At 73.0% G+C, this 17,972-nt stretch carries 16 protein-coding genes; 4 read left to right on the forward strand and 12 right to left on the reverse strand.

Going from position 1 to position 17,972, the window contains the following annotated elements; genetic code table 11:
• Entirely contained in the window at window positions 1-339 is a 339-nt protein-coding gene (locus ABZT03_RS18650) for a hypothetical protein (RefSeq protein ID WP_356040559.1), read from the forward strand.
• Window positions 340-479: 140 nt separating this feature from the next.
• Here the strand turns inward: ABZT03_RS18650 and ABZT03_RS18655 are convergent, their stop codons facing one another.
• The 10 genes from ABZT03_RS18655 to rsmI form a co-directional block, all read right to left on the reverse strand.
• On the reverse strand, window positions 480-1,187 hold the full coding sequence (locus ABZT03_RS18655; protein ID WP_356040562.1) for a LuxR C-terminal-related transcriptional regulator: 708 nt from the start codon (window positions 1,185-1,187) through the stop codon (window positions 480-482).
• Between the two features lie 261 nt (window positions 1,188-1,448).
• Window positions 1,449-3,359, reverse strand: coding sequence for a PQQ-binding-like beta-propeller repeat protein (locus ABZT03_RS18660; RefSeq protein ID WP_356040565.1), 1,911 nt, complete (start codon window positions 3,357-3,359; stop codon window positions 1,449-1,451).
• Window positions 3,360-3,411: 52 nt separating this feature from the next.
• Complete coding sequence (locus tag ABZT03_RS18665) at window positions 3,412-5,250, reverse strand: PQQ-binding-like beta-propeller repeat protein (RefSeq protein WP_356040568.1); 1,839 nt, start codon at window positions 5,248-5,250, stop codon at window positions 3,412-3,414.
• Between the two features lie 235 nt (window positions 5,251-5,485).
• Entirely contained in the window at window positions 5,486-7,306 is a 1,821-nt protein-coding gene (locus ABZT03_RS18670) for an ABC-F family ATP-binding cassette domain-containing protein (protein WP_356040570.1), read from the reverse strand.
• A 74-nt stretch (window positions 7,307-7,380) separates the two neighbouring features.
• Window positions 7,381-8,301 carry a 4-(cytidine 5'-diphospho)-2-C-methyl-D-erythritol kinase gene (locus ABZT03_RS18675; RefSeq protein ID WP_356040574.1) on the reverse strand — a complete coding sequence of 307 codons (921 nt, stop codon included), beginning with the start codon at window positions 8,299-8,301 and terminating at the stop codon, window positions 7,381-7,383.
• Window positions 8,298-9,209 (reverse strand): 16S rRNA (adenine(1518)-N(6)/adenine(1519)-N(6))-dimethyltransferase RsmA, encoded by a 912-nt coding sequence (gene rsmA, locus ABZT03_RS18680; protein ID WP_356040577.1) that lies wholly within the window; start codon window positions 9,207-9,209, stop codon window positions 8,298-8,300. Before rsmA ends, ABZT03_RS18675 begins: the two co-directional genes overlap by 4 nt.
• Window positions 9,210-9,242: 33 nt before the next feature.
• Window positions 9,243-10,715: a ubiquitin-like domain-containing protein gene (locus ABZT03_RS18685; RefSeq protein WP_356040580.1), complete on the reverse strand. Its 1,473-nt coding sequence runs from the start codon at window positions 10,713-10,715 to the stop codon at window positions 9,243-9,245.
• A gap of 131 nt (window positions 10,716-10,846) precedes the next feature.
• Window positions 10,847-11,746 (reverse strand): TatD family hydrolase, encoded by a 900-nt coding sequence (locus tag ABZT03_RS18690; RefSeq protein ID WP_356040583.1) that lies wholly within the window; start codon window positions 11,744-11,746, stop codon window positions 10,847-10,849.
• Window positions 11,747-11,792: 46 nt separating this feature from the next.
• Window positions 11,793-12,230 carry a hypothetical protein gene (locus tag ABZT03_RS18695; RefSeq protein WP_356040586.1) on the reverse strand — a complete coding sequence of 146 codons (438 nt, stop codon included), beginning with the start codon at window positions 12,228-12,230 and terminating at the stop codon, window positions 11,793-11,795.
• Between the two features lie 293 nt (window positions 12,231-12,523).
• Window positions 12,524-13,393 (reverse strand): 16S rRNA (cytidine(1402)-2'-O)-methyltransferase, encoded by an 870-nt coding sequence (rsmI, locus tag ABZT03_RS18700; RefSeq protein WP_356040589.1) that lies wholly within the window; start codon window positions 13,391-13,393, stop codon window positions 12,524-12,526.
• 95 nt (window positions 13,394-13,488) lie between these two features.
• Between rsmI and ABZT03_RS18705 the strand changes: the two genes are divergently transcribed.
• Window positions 13,489-15,231 carry a phospholipid carrier-dependent glycosyltransferase gene (locus ABZT03_RS18705; protein ID WP_356040592.1) on the forward strand — a complete coding sequence of 581 codons (1,743 nt, stop codon included), beginning with the start codon at window positions 13,489-13,491 and terminating at the stop codon, window positions 15,229-15,231.
• Here ABZT03_RS18705 and ABZT03_RS18710 read toward each other — a convergent pair.
• Window positions 15,150-15,458, reverse strand: coding sequence for an FG-GAP repeat protein (locus ABZT03_RS18710; RefSeq protein WP_356040653.1), 309 nt, complete (start codon window positions 15,456-15,458; stop codon window positions 15,150-15,152). The two genes, ABZT03_RS18705 and ABZT03_RS18710, sit on opposite strands and share 82 nt — an antisense overlap.
• Entirely contained in the window at window positions 15,383-15,733 is a 351-nt protein-coding gene (locus ABZT03_RS18715) for an FG-GAP repeat protein (RefSeq protein WP_356040595.1), read from the reverse strand. The genes ABZT03_RS18710 and ABZT03_RS18715 overlap by 76 nt, the downstream gene beginning before the upstream one ends.
• Between ABZT03_RS18715 and ABZT03_RS18720 the strand changes: the two genes are divergently transcribed.
• Together ABZT03_RS18720 and ABZT03_RS18725 are read left to right on the forward strand one after the other, a co-directional pair.
• Window positions 15,726-16,046 (forward strand): hypothetical protein, encoded by a 321-nt coding sequence (locus ABZT03_RS18720; protein ID WP_356040597.1) that lies wholly within the window; start codon window positions 15,726-15,728, stop codon window positions 16,044-16,046. The genes ABZT03_RS18715 and ABZT03_RS18720 overlap by 8 nt on opposite strands.
• Window positions 16,047-16,243: 197 nt before the next feature.
• On the forward strand, window positions 16,244-17,878 hold the full coding sequence (locus tag ABZT03_RS18725) for a penicillin-binding transpeptidase domain-containing protein (protein WP_356040600.1): 1,635 nt from the start codon (window positions 16,244-16,246) through the stop codon (window positions 17,876-17,878).
• Window positions 17,879-17,972 lie beyond the last annotated feature (94 nt).

Genomic DNA, 17,972 nt, shown 5'->3' on the forward strand with positions numbered 1-17,972 from the left:
ATGTCTGAATACTCAGGATCCTCCGAGAGGGACGTCCAGCGTGAGGTCACCGAGCTGGAGAGCCGGTCCACGACCGCGGCCCGCCTCTTCGACATCCGCCTGATCATCGGCGGCCTCTTCGTGCTCTACGGCGTCATCGTGACGATCGCCGGCATCTCCCCCTCCGACGCCTCGCTCGACAAGTCGCAGGGCATCAACATCAACCTGTGGACCGGCCTCGGCATGCTGCTGCTGGGCCTGTTCTTCCTGACCTGGCTGAAGCTGCGGCCCACGGCGGCCCCCGTCCCGCAGGTCGCGCCGGACGACACGTCCCCGGACGACACGCCGGCCGGCGGCTGACGGCTGACGGCCGGTGGCTGACGGCGGACGGCTCACGGCTGAGGGCTGAGAGCTGAGAGCTGACGGAACGGCGTCCGCGCGTGCGGCGACGCACGTGACCGGCGGTGGCTCGCGCGAAGGCGGGCCGCCGCCGGTGGTGTCTACGGCTCCAGCGGCGCGCCCGCCTCCGACGCGGTGTGCGGCACCGGGCCCGCCCGGTCCAGCAGGCCGGTCCGCGCGGCCAGCGCCGCCGCCTCCAGCCGGGAGCCCACCCCGAGTTTCATCAGCACCCGCTGGACGTGGGTGCGGGCGGTGGACGGGGCGATGCCCATGCCGGCGGCGATCAGCCGGGTGTCCTCGCCGTCGGCGACCCGGACCAGCACCTCCACCTCGCGGGGGGTGAGCATCTGCAGCAGGCGCTGGCCCTCGTCGTCGGGCTGGGCCACCGGGTTGAGCAGTTCGCTGAAGGCGCCCTGGAGCAGTTGCGGCGCCACGGCGGCCTCACCCGCCCGGGCCTTCATGATCGCGCGCTCGACGCCCTCGATGCGTTCGTCGTGCCGTACGTAGCCGGAGGCTCCCGCGGCGAAGGCGGCCGCGATGCCCCGCGGGCTCGGCACCGGGCCGAGCACCAGGACCGCGACCTGCGGCCGTTCCCGTTTGATCCGCACCACCGGGTCGAACATGCCCGGCTCCGCCGGTGTCGCCGTCCCCAGCAGGCACACCTCCGGCGCGCGGCTGATCACCAGGTCCGCCGCGCCCGCGGCCGGCGCCGCCGCGGCGAGCACCCGGTGCCCGCGCAGTTTCAGCGCCGAGGCCAGCGCCTCGGCCAGCAGCCGGTGGTCGTCGACCACCATGAGCCGCACTCCCATCGAGCAACCCCCCAGTCCCCCCGACGGAATCCCGTGGACGCCCCACCGTGGATGCCACCGGTCCGCACGGGCGGAAGCCCCCTCCGGCCCCCCGCCCCGCATGCCCCCGGAAGCTACACGCTTGTTCGACGTCGCGCGCCCCCTACTGGCGAGAAGTGCCCCGGATCGCCGAAATTCCTCACATTCGAGGGTGATGAGCGGTACGCGCACGGCCCCGCCCCTGAGCAGGGACGGGGCCGTCGGGGTGGGGCGGGTGGGGCGTCAGCCGGTGCCGAACGCGATCGCCAGGTACTCCTTGCCGCCGGTGCCGGTCAGGGCGCTGGCGAACACGTCCGACATGAACAGCCGGCCGTGCGCGTAGAGGATCTCGGAGTAGTCCGGGGTCATCCGCGACTCCACGTCGTGCACCGCCTGGGTGGAGGGGTTCTGCATCAGCTCGGTCGCCTTGAAGGAGCCGCCGTCGATGCTGACGATCTGGCCGCCCTTGTCGTAGGGCGGGCGCTTGTAGGCGATGAGGTCGGTGCCGTCCATGCGCAGCGGGGAGATCGTGTAGTCCTCGCCGGCGTCGGCGCGCTGGCCGGTCAGCTTGCCGGTGGCCAGGTCGAAGGCGACGATCTCGTTGGTCTGGCCGAGGCCGCCGCCACCGCCGTCGTGCTCCTCGGTCGCCACGTAGAGCCGGTCGTTGCCGACGGCGACCTGGTGGCACTCCTCGATCCGGGTGATGCCGTCGCAGGTGGCCGCGTACTGGTCGCTGGGCGCGGAGATGCGGATGCGGAGCTTGCCGGTCCTGTTGTCGATGGAGAAGAAGTCGGAGATGCCGCTGCCGTCCTTGGCGGCCTGCCCGACGTCGGCGGCCACGACCAGCGGGTCGGTGGACACCACGCTGGCGTACGCGATGCCGGTCGCCATCTTGTAGTCGGACAGCACCTTGCCGGAGGCCGGGTCGATGGTCTGGATGTGCAGTTCACGGTCGTCGTAGGGGCCGCACTTGCGCACCGCGACCAGCTTCGGTCCGCCGCCGTAACCGGAGTCGTAGCAGGTGTCGCCCGGCTTGGGCGCCCACAGTGCCTTGCCGGAGTCGATGTCGAAGGCGCCGCCGCCGCTGGTGCTGCCAGCGGCGACGGTGTTCCCGCTGACGGTGACGTTGCTGAGGCTGATCGGCTGGTCACCGGCGTCCACGGTCTTCGTCCACAGCTTGCGGCCCGCGTCGAGGTCGATCGCGGCGACCTGCGTGCAGCCGTGCGCGGGCTGCGCCTTGGTCGGCATGGCCGGCTGGTAGGTGATCGCCGTGCGGTGGTCGTCGGTCATGTGGTCGCTGGCCTGGCAGACCGGGCCGGGCAGCTTGATCGTCCACAGTTCGGTGCCCTTGGCGGGGTCGTAGCCGACGATCTTGGCGACGCCGCTCTTGGCGTACACCTTGTCGGTGATCCAGGAGCCGGCGACCGAGACGGTGGTGCTCTTGGCGACCTCGGGTGCCGGGACCTTGAAGAGGACCTCGGAGGCGGGGTCGGCGGGGGCCTTCTCGACCGGGTCGGTGGAGGTGCCGCCGCCCGTGCCGCCGGTGCCGCCGCCGTTGTCGTCCTTGCCTCCGGTGCCGCCGGTGGAGTGGGCGGTGTCGTCCTTCTTGCCGTCGTCACCGGACGTGGACGCGTACCAGACACCGCCGCCGATGATCAGCGCGATCGCGGCGACGGCCGCGACGATGATCGCCAACTGCGCGTTGATCTTCCGCCCTCCGCCGGCCGGCGGACCGGGCTGCGGGTGCATCGGCATCGTCGGCTGCGCGTAACCGGGCGGCGGCTGATGACCGTAGGGGTTCGGCTGGCCGTAGGGGTTCGGCTGCTGGCCGGGGTAGCCGTAGCCGGGGGCCTGCGGGGGCTGGGGCTGCTGCGGGTAGCCGTAGCCGGCGGGCGGCTGCACCGGATAGCCGTAGCCGGGGGGCGGCTGCACCGGATAGCCGTAGCCGGGGGGCGCCTGCGGGGGCTGCCCGGCCGGCGGGGCGGGCGGCGGTGGCGTCTGCGGGGCCTGGGGCGGCTGCGGTGCCGGGGCCTGGGGCGGCGGGGCCTGGGGCGGGCCGAAGCCGCCCGGCTGCTGCGGCGGCTGGTCCGGCGGCGGGCCGAATCCCTTCTGCTGCGGGGGCTCGTCGGACGGCGGGGGCGGCGGCTGGGTCATGACGTGAGTACCTCGGGGGCAGGCTGCGGGGACGGGGACGTGGGGGGAAGGGTCACTTGCCGAAGGCGAGCATCAACTTCTCCTTCGCTTCGTCGTTGCCGGTCAGCCGGGTGGTCGAGAGGTAGAACCGCCCGTCGACCCAGTCGAACGCCTTCGAGTAGAAGCCGTTCTCGATGTCCGCGGTGCCCTGCGGGTTCTGCAGCAGCTTCACCGGGGTGTGGCCGCTCCCGGCCGTCGGGATCGACACGACCTGCCCGCCCGCGTCGTACGACGGCTGCACATAGGCGATGAGCCGGCCGCCCTCGATCCTCACCGGCAGCATCGACTCGTCCGCCGGGGACTTCACGCGCCACTTCTCCTTGCCGGTGGCGAGGTTGACGGCGACGACCTCGTTGGCGCCACTGGTGGCCTCGGTGGGCAGGTAGAGGGTGTCGGCGTCGGCGGCCACGCCCTGGCAGCCCGTCAGGTCACGCTCCAGGATCGCCAGTCCGCACGCGGGGGCGAACTCCTCGTCGAAGCTCACCTGGGAGCGGAAGGTGCCGTCGTCGTCGAACGTGGAGATGTTCCACGCCTTCTTGTCCTCGTTGGTGCTGTAGATGACGAGCGGGTCGACGGAGTAGGCGCGGGCGACCCGCCAGCCCTTGTCGAACTTCCGCGTCCACCTGACCTTGCCGGTCCTCGGGTCGAGTTCCTGCATCTCGTCGTGCTCGCCGGGGGCCGAGGCCTCGCAGGACGCGACGGAGATGAGCCGGCCGCCGCCCGCGAAGGCGGTCGGGAAGCAGGCGTTCCCGTACTTCTTCTTGTCGAACAGCTTCTTGCCGGTCGTGACGTCGTACGCCGTCCCGGACTGCGAGCGGCCCACCATCAGGGTGTTGCCGCTGACCGTCAGCTCGACGCTGATCGCGCTGTCGAACAGCGCGCCGTCCGCGACCTCGGCGCTCCAGCCCTTCTTGCCGGTGTCGAGGTCGATCTGCTGGAGCTGGTTGCACTTGGCACGGTCACTGGTGCCGCTCATGTACGCCACGACGACCGTGTCGTCGGCGGTCTGCCGCGGGGTGACCGCGCAGATCTTCTGCGGGAAGGTGACCGGGTCCCAGGCGGGCGCGCCGCTGCCCACCCGGTAGGCGAAGACCTGCTTGTAGGCGGCCTTCACCGCGGTCTTCCCGGTGATCCACATGCCGGGGGCGTCGGCGCCGGAACCGGGGGCGTCGGGCGCCTCCTTGTACCAGAGGACCTTCGCCTCGCCGGGCTTGCGGCCCTCGTTGAGGTTCTCGGGGTCCGCGCCGCCGTCGCCGCTGCCGTCCCCGGGGTTGGCCGGATCGTCGGTCGCGGAGGCGGAGGACGTGGCGTCGTCGGTGTGCTGCGCGACCGGCTTCTTGTCGCCGCCGCCGTCCCCGCCGCTGACGGCCCACACGGTCCCGGCGACGACGAGCAGCGCCGCCACCGCCGCCCCGATGACTACGCCTCGCCTGCCGCCGAAGGGGCCGCGGGAGCCGCCGCCCGGGGGCGGGGTGCCGGGTGCGCCGGGGAACGGGGGCTGCGGCGGGTGGCCGTAACCCTGCGGTCCGTACGGCCCCGGCTGCTGGGGAGGGCCGTAGGGGCCGGCGGCACCGGGCGTGCCGGGGGCGCCGTACGGACCGGGCTGGGCGTAGAGGCCCGGCTGCTGCGGATGGCCGTAACCGAGCTGCTGCTGCGGATAGCCGTAGCCGGGCTGCTGCTGGGGCGGGCCGTAACCGGGGGGCGGGGCCTGGGGCGGCGCCTGCGGAGGGGGTGGCGGGGCCGGGGCCTGTGGTTCCTGCGGCGGTGGGCCGAAGCCGCCGGCGGACGGCGGCTGGTCCTGCGGCGGGCCGAACCCACCGTGCTGCGCGGGCTGGTCGGGCGGCTGACTCATCAGCGTGCTCCCCCTCGTTCACTGATTTCTCGCCACGCCCCGAGGTACGTGAAGGACCCAGAGTCGTACTCAGACTGTTGTCAGACGGCTCTTTGTATCACTCGGCGCGGACAGCGCACCGGGCCGCGTCCTCCCCTGTTCCCAAGGGAGAACCGGCCCGTGATGACCTCGTTACCCGCCTTCACGCCCCCTTCACGCGGCGCGCGCGGCGCGTGGGCTCCGCGGTCGTGCGCGCTCACGCGTCCTCGGCGAGTTCCAGCCAGCTCAGCTCCAGTTCCTCCCGCCGGCCCACCAGATCCCGCAGTTCCGCGTCGAGTTCGGCGACCTTCGCGAAGTCGGTGGAGTGCTCGGCGATCCGCGCGTGCAGTGTGGCCTCCCGCTCGGAGAGCTTGTCCAACTGCCGCTCGATCTTCTGGAGTTCCTTCTTGGCGGCGCGCTGGTCGGCGGCGCTGCGCTCGGGCCCCGCCTTCTGCGCGGCGGCGGCGGACGCGCCCGCGGAGGCGGAGGCCGCGGCGGCCTCCTCCATGCGGCGGCGGCGCTCCAGGTACTCGTCGATGCCGCGCGGGAGCATCCGCAGGGTGGCGTCACCGAGGAGGGCGAAGACCCGGTCGGTGGTCCGCTCGACGAAGAACCGGTCGTGGGAGATGACGATCATCGACCCCGGCCAGCCGTCGAGGACGTCCTCCAGCTGGGTGAGGGTCTCGATGTCGAGGTCGTTGGTGGGCTCGTCGAGGAAGAGGACGTTGGGTTCGTCCATCAGCAGCCGCAGCAGCTGGAGCCGGCGCCGCTCACCACCGGACAGGTCGCCGACGGGCGTCCACTGCTTCTCCTTGTTGAACCCGAACGTCTCGCACAGCTGGCCGGCCGTCATCTCGCGCCCCGTGCCGAGGTCGACGCGCTCCCGTACCTGCTGGACGGCCTCCAACACCCGCAGCGTGGGCTCCAGTTCGGCGACCTCCTGGGAGAGGTAGGCGAGCTTGACCGTCCGGCCGACGGCGACCCGCCCCGCGACGGGCTGCACCTCGCCCTCGGTGCGGGCCGCCTCGGCCATGGCCCGCAGCAGGGAGGTCTTGCCGGCCCCGTTGACACCGACCAGGCCGATCCGGTCGCCGGGGCCCAGCTGCCAGGTGACGTGCTTCAGCAGGACCTTGGGGCCGGCCTGGACGGTGACGTCCTTCAGGTCGAAGACCGTCTTGCCGAGCCGGGAGGAGGCGAACTTCATCAGCTCGCTGGTGTCCCGGGGCGGTGGCACGTCCTTGATCAGCTCGTTGGCGGCCTCCACCCGGAAGCGGGGCTTGGAGGTGCGGGCGGGGGCGCCGCGGCGCAGCCAGGCGAGCTCCTTGCGAACCAGGTTCTGCCGCTTGACCTCCTCGGTGGCGGCGATCCGCTCACGCTCGGCGCGTGCGAAGACGTAGTCGGAGTAGCCGCCCTCGTACTCGAAGACGTCACCGCGCTGGACGTCCCACATGCGGGTGCAGACCTGGTCGAGGAACCAGCGGTCGTGGGTCACGCAGACGAGCGCGGAGCGCCGCTCGCGCAGGTGCCGCGCCAGCCAGGAGATGCCCTCGACGTCGAGGTGGTTGGTCGGCTCGTCCAGGACGATCAGGTCCTGCTCCTCGATGAGCAGCTTGGCGAGCGCGATACGGCGCCGCTCGCCGCCGGAGAGGGGGGCGATGACGGTGTCCAGGCCCTGCGGGAACCCGGGCAGGTCAAGGCCGCCGAAGAGGCCGGTGAGCACGTCCCTGATCTTCGCGTTCCCGGCCCACTCGTGGTCGGCCATGTCCCGGATGACCTCGTGCCGGACGGTGGCCGTCGGGTCGAGGGAGTCGTGCTGGGTGAGGACGCCCAGGCGCAGGCCGCCGGAGTGGGTGACCCGCCCGGTGTCGGACTCCTCCAGCTTGGCGAGCATGCGGATCAGGGTCGTCTTGCCGTCCCCGTTCCGGCCCACGACACCGATGCGGTCCCCTTCGGAGACGCCGAGGGACACGCCGTCGAGGAGGGCACGAGTGCCGTACACCTTGCTGACGTTCTCGACATTGACCAGGTTGACGGCCATTACTCTCCTGACAGGGGGGATCGATCAGCCTCCCAGCGTAATGCGCGCCGGTCGGTGGCCGGTCCCCCGGCAGGTCAGGGGGTGGGGGCGGTGTCCTGGTCGCCGAGCACCGTCGCGCCCGGGGCCGGTCCCGAGGCGGTGCGCACGGTCCGGCACGTTCCGGACGTGCGCAGGGCCCGCGCCACCTTCGACGCCGACCCCGCGTCGCGGACGAGGAAGGCGGTGGTCGGGCCCGAGCCGGAGACCAGGGCGGCGAGGGCTCCGGCGGCGCGGCCGGCGGCGAGGGTCTCGGCGAGTTCGGGGAACAGGGACAGGGCCGCGGGCTGGAGGTCGTTGGAGACGGCGGCGGCCAGGGCGTCCGGGTCGCCCTTGGCCAGGGCGTCGAGGAGGTCGCGGGAGGCGACGGGCCCGGGGATGTCCAGGCCCGCGCCGAGCCGGTCGAACTCGCGGAACACGGCCGGTGTCGACAGTCCGCGCCCGGCCATCGCGAACACCCAGTGGAAGTCCCCGCCGGTCTCCAGCGGGGTGAGCCGCTCCCCCCGGCCGATGCCGAGGGCCGCCCCGCCCACCAGGCTGAACGGCACGTCGCTGCCCAACTCGGCGCAGATCTCAAGGAGTTCCTCACGGGAGGCGTGGGTGCCCCACAGCGCGTCGCAGGCCACCAGCGCGCCGGCGCCGTCCGCGCTGCCGCCCGCCATGCCGCCGGCGACCGGGATGTCCTTGTCGATGTGGAGGTGCACGTCGGGGCTCAGGCCGTACCGCGCGGCGAGGGCCTCGGCGGCGCGGGCCGCGAGGTTCGTCCGGTCGAGGGGGACCTGGTCGGCGTCCGGCCCGGCGCAGGTCACGCGCAGGGTGTCGGCCGGGGTCACGGTGACCTCGTCGTAGAGGCCGACGGCGAGGAACACATTGGCCAGGTCGTGGAAGCCGTCGGGCCGGGCGGCGCCCACCGCGAGCTGCGCGTTGACCTTGGCGGGCACGCGTACCGTCACGCTCACAGCTGACCGGACTCCTCGTTGTGCGCGCCGCGGGTGCTCCCGGTCGGTTGCCCGTGTTCCGCGATCCGGGCGAACTCCTCGACGGTCAGGGACTCTCCGCGGGCCTGCGGTGACACGCCGGCCGCGACGAGGGCCGCCTCCGCGGCGGGCGCGGACCCGGCCCACCCGGCGAGCGCGGCCCGCAGCGTCTTGCGGCGCTGCGCGAACGCCGCGTCGACCACCGCGAACACCTCCCGCCGCGACGCCGTCGTCCTGACCGGCTCGCTGCGGCGGACCAGGGCGACGAGTCCGCTGTCGACGTTGGGCGCGGGCCAGAAGACGGTGCGTCCGATGGAGCCGGCCCGTTTGACGTCGGCGTACCAGTTGGCCTTCACGGAGGGGACGCCGTACACCTTCGAGCCGGGCGGGGCCGCGAGCCGGTCGGCGACCTCGGCCTGCACCATCACGAGGGTGCGCTCGATGCTCGGGAAGGTGGCGAGCATGTGCAGCAGCACGGGTACGGCGACGTTGTACGGCAGGTTGGCGACCAGCGCGGTCGGCGCGGGGCCCGGCAGTTCGGTGACGAGCATCGCGTCGGAGTGCACCAGCGCGAACCGGTCGGCGCGCTCCGGCATCCGTGCCTCGACGGTCGCGGGCAGCGCCCCGGCGAGCACGTCGTCGATCTCGACCGCGACGACCCGGTCGGCGGCCTCCAGCAGGGCCAGCGTGAGGGAGCCGAGTCCGGGTCCGACCTCGACGACCACGTCGTCGGGCCGGACCTGCGCGGTGCGGACGATACGGCGGACGGTGTTGGCGTCGATCACGAAGTTCTGGCCGCGCTGCTTGGTGGGGCGTACGCCGAGGGCGGCCGCCAGTTCACGGACGTCGGCGGGGCTCAGAAGGGCGTCGGGGGCGGGGCTGCTGCTCACCGCACCAGGGTACGGGGCCCCGGCCGGGCCGCCTCACCCGTGCAGCCGTGCCCCGCAGTGCGGCCAGGGACCCGCCCCTTGCCGTACGTACAGCTTCTTGGCCCGCAGGGTCTGCTCCGCGGCCGGCGCGTCCTGCGGGCGGCCGCTGCCACCGAGGTCGTGCCAGGTCCGGGTGTCGAACTGGTAGAGGCCGCCGTAGGTCCCCGAGGCGTCCACCGCGTCGGGGCGGCCGCCGGACTCGCAGGCCGCGAGGCCGCGCCAGTCCAGGTGGTCAGCGCCCCGCACGGACGTCGGCAGCGGCCGGGTGCCCACCCGGACCACCTGCGCGCGCGGCTCGCGCACCAGGTCGGTGCGCAGCCGGCGCGGCTTCTCCCGGACCCCGTTGACGGTCCGCAGGGCGTACGTGATCCGGCGCAGGCCCGGCTGTCCGGCCCGCTCGACGACCTCGGTGCCGCGGAGCAGGGAGGGGTCCTCGGTGCGCCGGACCTGGAAGGGGACCGCCTCCTCGCGGACCTCCTTCGAGCCGGTGATGCGCAGCACGGTGACGGTCTGCCCGTCGCGCGGGAAACTGTCGGCCGGCACCGAGGTGGTGTCCTGGCCGCGCAGGGTGATGCCGGCCTCCGCGATCGCCTCGCCGACGGTCGCCGCATTGGTGCGGACGGCGCGGGCCCGGCCGTCCGCCATGATCGTGACCGAGCGTTCGGTGCGTACGTCGAGGGCGAGCCCCACGCGTCCGATGGTCCGCGAGCGCGAGGCGGACAGGTAGGCGCCGTCCGCGCGCACGCCGAGCTGCCGCAGCGCCTCCTCGACGGTGGGCGCGGTGGTCCACACCTCGTGCTGCCGCCCGTCGAGGGTGAGCCGGACGGGACGGCCGTAGTGCACGGTGACGTCGTCGCCGTCGTCGAGGGCGGTGCCGGGGGCGGGCACCACCACGTCGTGCGGTCCCACGGCGACGCCCTCGTCGGCGAGGAGTTCGCCCACGTCGTCGGCGAAGGTGTGCAGGGTGCGCGGTCTGCCGTCGACGCTCAGTTCGACGGCCTTGTCCTCGGCGACGAAGGCGGTGGTGCCGCCCGCGAGGAAGGCGACGACCAGCGCCTGCGGCAGCAGACGCCGCATCGGCCCGTCCACGCGCTCCGCGTACCGTGCTTTGCGCCGCCGCCCGGACCCCCGGCTCACACCGGCGCGCGAGGCGGGCGCGGGCACCTCGTACGCGGGCCGGTAGGTGTCCCCGTACGCCCGGGTGCCGGAGGGCCCGTACGCCTCGGGTGGCCGCGGCGGCCGCTGCGCCTCGCGCACCCCGTAGGCCAGCGTCGGCGCGCTGTGCACGTCGAAGCCGTCGTACGAGGTGTCGTGCGGCCCGTCGTACGGCGGCAGCTCGACGGTGTCGTACGGTCCCGCGGCGGCCTCCGCGCCGCAGCTCGGGGCGGGGATCCCGGGGCTCCAGTCGGTGCCGTACGGCTCGGGCGTCCGGTAGGTCTCGATGGTCTCGTACTGCGAGTTGCTCACGCCGACACGCTCCAGAGGGCCGAATGGGTCCGGATCGGGCCCCCAGAACCTAGCGGAGCGGCGGTCACTCTCCAAAGCGACGCGACCACGGAGGGTGTCCGCCGGGCGGGACGCGGACCGCCCGGCGCCCCTCAGTAGCCGAAGGCGCGGGCCGTGTTCGCGGCGAGGGCGGTGGCGAGCGCGTCCTCGTCGATGCCCCGCACGGCGGCCATGGCACGCACCGTGACCGGGACCAGGTAGGGGGCGTTGGGCCGTCCGCGGTACGGCGCCGGCGTCAGGAACGGCGCGTCGGTCTCCACCAGGACCAGCTCCAGCGGGGCGGCGGCGAGGGCGTCCCGCAGGTTCTGGGCGTTCTTGAAGGTGACGTTGCCGGCGAAGGACATGAAGTATCCGGCGGCGGCGCAGATCTCCGCCATCTCGGCGTCCCCGGAGTAGCAGTGGAACACCGTGCGTTCGGGGGCGCCCTCCTCCTTGAGGACGCGCAGCACGTCGGCGTGGGCGTCGCGGTCGTGGATGACCAGGGCCTTGCCGTGCCGCTTGGCCATCTCGATGTGGGCGCGGAAGGACCGCTCCTGCGCCTCCTTGCCCTCCGGCCCGGTGCGGAAGTGGTCCAGGCCCGTCTCACCGACGCCCTTGACCTGGGGCAGCGCGGCCAGCCGGTCGATCTCGGCGAGCGCCTCGTCGAGCCCGGCGTCCCCGCCCGGGGTGCGCGCGCCCTGCCGGGACCACCCGTCGGGATCGCCGTGGACGATCCGCGGGGCCTCGTTGGGGTGCAGGGCGACCGTGGCGTGGACGGATTCGTGGCGGGCCGCCGTCTCGGCCGCCCACCGGGAGCCGCGCACGTCGCAGCCGACCTGGACGACCGTGGTCACGCCCACCGACGCGGCCTTCGCGAGGCCCTCGTCCACCGTGCCGGACTGCATGTCGAGGTGGGTGTGGGAGTCGGCGACCGGCACCCGGAGGGGCTCCGGAAGCGGCGGCGCCGCGTTCTTGTCGGCGGCGCCGGTTGCGCGGGGGGCGTTCGAAGGCATGCCCCGATCCTACGAAAGGGGCACGCCCGGGTGGACGGCGGTGCGCTCAGCTCGCCTTGCGGTGAAAGGGGTGCAGCAGGTCGGACAGGTGCCAGTGGTGCTGCTCGTGCGGCGGCGGCGCCGCCTCGCCCTCGGCCGCCGGGACCTCCACCGGGCCGGCGGGCGGCGCGTCGGCGGGACGGCGGCGGGGGATCTGCTGCTGCCGCTGCACCGCGCCGAGGGCGGACGACACCTGCCCGGCCCGCATGATCCGCAGCACATGGCCGTCGCAGTTCTTGCACGAGGGCCGGCTCAGCGGGGACGGGACGACCCGGCCCTCCGCCACGTACATCACGAACTCGTGCCCGTCGGTGTCCCGGTGGTGCTCGATCTCGTACGACTGCTCCCAGCCGTGCCCACAGCGCATGCAGGCGAAGGAATACGACTCGTGGACGACCGGGCTCGACGTGCCGCGCGTTCCGGCCTGCCCTGCGATCTCGCTCATGCCAGCTCCTTCAGTCCGCTGGACCTGGGGACGGGTGCGTCCCTTCGTCCAGTGGACGCTTCAGCCGGCGCGAACGCATCAGCCCTGTCGAGTGTTGGAGGCGATTTGGCGTCGGCTTGCCCAAGGGGCCCGCTCAGGGGGTCTGCGCTTTGCCTTCGGCGACAGCCCTTTGCCGTGCCGTGGGGCGCCCGCTCACGCGAGATGCGCCCTGCTCAGAGGGCATGTGCGCTGATTCACACCCCGTGCGCCCGACGGCCGCCCCCGCGGCCACCAGCACCCCGGACACCGCCCTCTCACACCGCTGTGCGCCCGGCGGCGTTCTTCGCGGCGACCACGGCGTCGAACACCTCCCGCTTGGGCAGTCCCGCGTCGGCGGCCACGGCGGCGATGGCCTCCTTGCGCCGCTCCCCCGCCTCCTCGCGCACCCGCACCCGGCGCACCAGCTCGGCGGCGTCGAGTTCCCCGGCGGCCTTCTCGGGGGCGCCCTCCACGACCACGGTGATCTCGCCCCGTACGCCCTCCGCGGCCCAGGCCGCCAGCTCGCCCAGCCCGCCGCGCCTGACCTCCTCGTAGGTCTTGGTCAGCTCCCGGCAGACGGCCGCCCGGCGGTCCGCGCCGAACACCTCGGCCATGGCGGCGAGGGTGTCGTCGAGCCGGTGCGGGGCCTCGAAGTAGACCAGCGTCCGGCGCTCGTCGGCGACCTCCCGCAGCCGCGACAGCCGCTCGCCCGCCTTGCGCGGCAGGAACCCCTCGAAGCAGAAGCGGTCGACGGGCAGCCCGGACAGCGCGAGCGCGGTGAGCACGGCGGACGGACCTGGTACGGCGGTGACCCGGATGTCCTGCTCGACGGCCGCCGCGACCAGCCGGTACCCGGGGTCGGACACGGAGGGCATGCCGGCGTCGGTGACCAGCAGCACCCGCGCGCCGCCCAGCAGTTCCGCGACCAGTTCGGGCGTCCGGGCGGTCTCGTTGCCCTCGAAGTACGACAGCACGCGCCCCTTGGGCGTGACCCCGAGGGCCTGGGTCAGCCGCCGCAGCCGCCGGGTGTCCTCGGCGGCGACGACGTCGGCGCCGGCCAGTTCCTCGGCGAGCCGTGGCGGGGCGTCGGAGACGTCGCCGATGGGGGTGCCGGCGAGGACGAGGGTTCCGGGCGTAGTGGTCACCTCCCCATCCTCCCAGGGGCCGTCGGCGGCCGACGCATCCGCACCGGTACCGCCATGCACGGGACTCCCACAGAACGTTTCCCTACGATGGCGCGGTGACCAGTACCGCGTCCTCCACGGACACCCGGCAGGGCCAGGCAGCGACCGACCAGCGGCCGTCGTGGCAGCAGCGGCTGCGCCGTTTCGGCTACAGCCCCGCGCCCGCAACCGACGTCCGCGACCGCCTGGTGCCGCCGTACGCCCGGCCCAACCCGCGCCTGTGGCAGGTCCTGGGGGTGCCGCCCACCCTCGCCACCCGCCTCACCCGCTGGTCCGGCTGGGGCGGCCCGCTGCTGGTCACGCTGCTCGCGGGAGCGCTGCGGTTCTGGCACCTGGGCAGCCCGAAGGCGGTGATATTCGACGAGACGTACTACGCCAAGGACGCCTGGGCGCTGATCCACCGCGGTTTCGAGGTCAACTGGGACAAGAACGCCAACGACGTCGTCCTGTCCACCGGTTCGCACATCACGATCCCCTCGGACGCGGCGTACGTGGTGCATCCGCCGGTCGGCAAGTACGTCATCGGGCTCGGCGAGCTGCTGTTCGGCTTCGACCCGTTCGGCTGGCGCTTCATGACCGCGCTGCTCGGCACGCTGTCCGTGCTGCTGCTGTGCCGCATCGGCCGCCGGCTGTTCCGCTCCACCTTCCTCGGCTGCCTCGCGGGCGCTCTGATGGCGGTCGACGGGCTGCACTTCGTGATGAGCCGCACCGCGCTCCTCGACGGCGTGCTGATGTTCTTCGTGCTGGCCGCGTTCGGCTGCCTGGTGGTCGACCGGGACAAGGCGCGCGCGAGACTCGCCGCCGCCCTGCCGGCCGACGCCGACGGCCGGGTCCGCCCCGACGCGCACATCGCGGAGACGACCCGCCTGGGATGGCGCCCCTGGCGCTGGCTGGCGGGCCTCATGCTGGGCCTGGCCATCGGCACCAAGTGGAACGGCCTCTACATCCTCGCCGCGTTCTGCGTGATGGCGGTGCTGTGGGACATCGGCTCCCGCAAGGTCGCGGGCGCGGGCCGCCCGTACCGCGCGGCGCTGAAACACGACGTGGGCATCACCTTCCTGGCGACGGTCCCGGTCGCGATCGTCACCTACCTGGTGTCCTGGACCGGCTGGATCCTCTCCCCCACCGACGGCAGCGGCGGCTACTACCGCAACTGGGCGGCGACCGACGGGAAGGGCGGCAGCTGGACCTGGCTGTTCCCCGACTGGTGGCGCAGCCTGTGGCACTACGAGCACGAGGTGTACGAGTTCCACGTCGGCCTCTCCTCGCCGCACACCTACCAGTCCAACCCGTGGAGCTGGCTCGTCCTGGGCCGCCCGGTGTCCTACTTCTACGAGTCCCCCCTGCCCGGCACGGACGGCTGCCCCACCGACGCCGGCGGCAAGTGCGCCCGCGAAGTCCTCGCGATCGGCACCCCGCTGCTGTGGTGGGTGGGCTGCTTCGCGCTCCTGTACGTCCTGTGGCGCTGGCTGTTCCGCCGCGACTGGCGGGCGGGCGCCGTCGCCTGCGCCGTCGCGGCCGGCTACCTCCCCTGGTTCATGTACCAGGAGCGCACGATCTTCCTGTTCTACGCCGTCGTGTTCGTGCCGTTCCTGTGCCTGGCGGTCGCGATGCTCCTCGGCGCGATCATCGGCCCACCGGGTGCGAGCGACGCCCGCCGGGTCGCGGGCGCGACGGGCGCGGGCGTCCTGACCCTGCTGATCGCCTGGAACTTCATCTACTTCTGGCCCCTGTACACGGGCCAGGCGATCCCCATCGACGAATGGCGCTCGCGGATGTGGCTGGACACCTGGGTCTGACCCGGGCCGGGGATTTCAGGTCCGCCACCCCGGGAGGCCGGGTCCCGGGGCTTCGTGTTCCCGGGATTTCGGCCGGCGGTGGTGAGACCGGAGGCGGAGCCGTACAGGACGGTGACCGCGCCGGCATCGGTCACGGAGGCGCCGGCGGTGGTCAGGTTCTCGCCGGGCGCGCCGACCGCGACGTCGGCGTAGCCGTCCCCGTCGATGTCGTCACGGAGACCTCCCAGCCGAAGCGGTCGCCGTTCTCGGCGGCGCTGGGCACGCCCGCGGTGTCCTGGCCGAAGGAGTGGACCTGGTAGGAGCTGTAGTCGTTGCCGTAGATGACGGCGATCTTGCCGCCCTTGACGGCGCCCGGGATCCCGTCGTCCCAGGTCTCCCCGATCACGATGTCGTCCTTGCCGTCGCCGCTCAGGTCGCCCGTGGCGCTGATCATGCCGGCCGCCAGGTCCTCCTGGGAGCCGTCCTCCAGCTTGGTGCCGGTGGGCGAGGCGTAGATGAGCACGTTGGTGCTGTACTCGGTGTCCGCGTCGTACCCGCCCAGCCAGTACTTCCACCAGGACACCGCCGGCATACCGGGCGGCAACGAGAAGTCCGACTTCTTCGGCGGCGAGGTCTTCCTCTCCGACGTCGACGGCGACAAGAAGGCCGACCTGAGCATCGGCGCCAACGGCGAGAACGACTGGAACGGCAACGTCGTCGGGCTCCTCTCCGACGGCACCGCGATCGGCACCCACGGGGTCGTCACCTTCGGGCCCTCCACGGTCGGTGTCTCCACCAGCGGCTACCCGGAGTTCGGCAGCGTCATGGCCGGCTGATCCGTACGTGAACGATGGACGTCCCGAGAGATGACCATTGTTCACGTACGTGGCACCCGCGACCGGGGCGGGCCCACCCTGCGCGGCCGCCCGGTCGCGGGTGATCTCTCTTCGGCCAACATACGGAAACTCGCCTCACAGCCTCCCCTCCCGCCCCATACAGTCGAAGCACTGGAAAACGGGGAGGGGACCGCACCATGCGCAAGGGGGTCAAGGCGGCCGTCGTCGGCAGCGTGTTCGCCGTGATGGTGGGAGGAGCCGGATACGGGGCGTTCAACCTGGTGTCCGCGCTGGACGGGGACGGGGGGTCGGGCGCGGGCGGGCCGGCCGCCGTCAAGACCGGGCCGCCGGACAAGGACGAGGTCGGGAAGACGGCGTCCGCGTTCCTCACCGCCTGGGAGAAGGGGCGGGCGGCGACCGCGGCGACGTACACCAACAACGACGCGGCGGCCGAACCGCTGCTGGAGTCCTACGGCGGCGCCGCGCACATCACGCACGTGAAGATCACACCCGGTGCGGCGACCGGGGCGACCGTGCCGTTCTCGGTGCGGGCGACGGTGTCGTACCAGGGCAGGTCCAAGCCGCTGGCGTACAAGAGCGAACTGACCGTCGTGCGCGGGGTGAGCACCGGGCGGGCGCTGGTCGACTGGAAGCCGTCGGTCGTGCATCCCGAGCTGAAGAAGGGCGACACGCTCTACACCGGCGAGGCCGCCAACCCGCCGATCGAGGCGGTGGACCGCGACGGGAACGTGCTGACCAAGGCGAAGTACCCTTCGCTCGGCCCCGTCCTGGACGCCCTGCGGGCCAAGTACGGCGACAAGGCCGGCGGTACGCCCGGCATCGAGCTGTCGGTCCGGCACGAGGCCGAAGGCGCCGCCGACACCTCGCTGCTGACCCTCGCCAAGGGCCGGGCGGGCCGGCTGACGACGACGATCGGCGCGAGCGCGCAGGCGGCGGCCGAGCAGGCGGTGAAGCGGTACGCCCAGTCGTCGGTGGTGGCCGTCAAGCCCAGCACCGGCGAGGTGCTGGCGGTGGCCAACAACCGCACGGACGGCTTCAACGCGGCCTTCGAGGGACGGGTCGCGCCCGGCTCCACCATGAAGATCATCACCGCGGCGATGCTCATCGACAACGGCGTGACCTCGATGAACGGGCCCGCACCCTGCACGGACACCGCCACCTGGCAGAGCCAGACCTTCAAGAACCTCACGGGCATGCAGCCCAACGAGAGCGCCACGCTCGCCAACAGCTTCCTGCGCTCCTGCAACACGGCCTTCGTGAAGCTGATCGACGAGAAGCCGCTGACCGACGAGTCCCTGACGACGGAGGCGCAGACGCGTTTCGGGCTCGGCATGGACAACTGGAAGACCGGCATCGTCTCCTTCGACGGCAGTGTCCCCGCCTCGGGCGGCCCCGACCGCGCGGCCAACGCCATCGGCCAGGGCCAGGTCCAGATGAGCCCGCTGAACATGGCGTCGGTGACGGCGACCGCGATCACCGGGTCCTTCCGCCAGCCCTACCTGGTGCCGGCGCGGCTGGACGACCGGAGCCTGGCGACCGCCAAGGGCCTGCCGGCCGCGACGGCCTCGCAGCTCAAGCAGATGATGCGGCTGACCGCGACCCAGGGCACCGCCCGGCCGGCCATGTCGGGGCTCGGCGGGGACATCGGGGCGAAGACGGGGTCCGCCGAGGTCGACGGACAGGCCGTGTCCAACAGCTGGTTCACCGGTTTCCGCGACGACGTCGCGGCGGCGGCCATGACCGAGGAGGGCGGACACGGCGGCGACGCGGCCGGCCCGATTGTCGCAGCCGTGCTACGAGCCGGAGGCTGACGCACCCCGCACAGGACGGGACTCTAGTGTGGGCGTCGTCGTCGGTTCGTGTGAAGGCGACGAGGGCCGGGCCGCCAGGGCCCGCGGACCGAGG

Source organism: Streptomyces sp. NPDC005574, assembly GCF_040605435.1.
Classification (GTDB): Bacteria; Actinomycetota; Actinomycetes; order Streptomycetales; family Streptomycetaceae; genus Streptomyces.

What these genes read in the sequence shown, in the direction of transcription:
- ABZT03_RS18670 (WP_356040570.1), bottom strand. Translation starts at nt 7,306, where the DNA reads ATGGCCGTCAACCTGGTCAATGTCGAGAACGTCAGCAAGGTGTACGGC.
- ABZT03_RS18720 (WP_356040597.1), top strand. Translation starts at nt 15,726, where the DNA reads ATGAGCACGTTGGTGCTGTACTCGGTGTCCGCGTCGTACCCGCCCAGC.
- ABZT03_RS18650 (WP_356040559.1), top strand. Translation starts at nt 1, where the DNA reads ATGTCTGAATACTCAGGATCCTCCGAGAGGGACGTCCAGCGTGAGGTC.
- ABZT03_RS18665 (WP_356040568.1), bottom strand. Translation starts at nt 5,250, where the DNA reads ATGAGTCAGCCGCCCGACCAGCCCGCGCAGCACGGTGGGTTCGGCCCG.
- ABZT03_RS18695 (WP_356040586.1), bottom strand. Translation starts at nt 12,230, where the DNA reads ATGAGCGAGATCGCAGGGCAGGCCGGAACGCGCGGCACGTCGAGCCCG.
- ABZT03_RS18660 (WP_356040565.1), bottom strand. Translation starts at nt 3,359, where the DNA reads ATGACCCAGCCGCCGCCCCCGCCGTCCGACGAGCCCCCGCAGCAGAAG.
- ABZT03_RS18655 (WP_356040562.1), bottom strand. Translation starts at nt 1,187, where the DNA reads ATGGGAGTGCGGCTCATGGTGGTCGACGACCACCGGCTGCTGGCCGAG.
- ABZT03_RS18725 (WP_356040600.1), top strand. Translation starts at nt 16,244, where the DNA reads ATGCGCAAGGGGGTCAAGGCGGCCGTCGTCGGCAGCGTGTTCGCCGTG.
- ABZT03_RS18690 (WP_356040583.1), bottom strand. Translation starts at nt 11,746, where the DNA reads ATGCCTTCGAACGCCCCCCGCGCAACCGGCGCCGCCGACAAGAACGCG.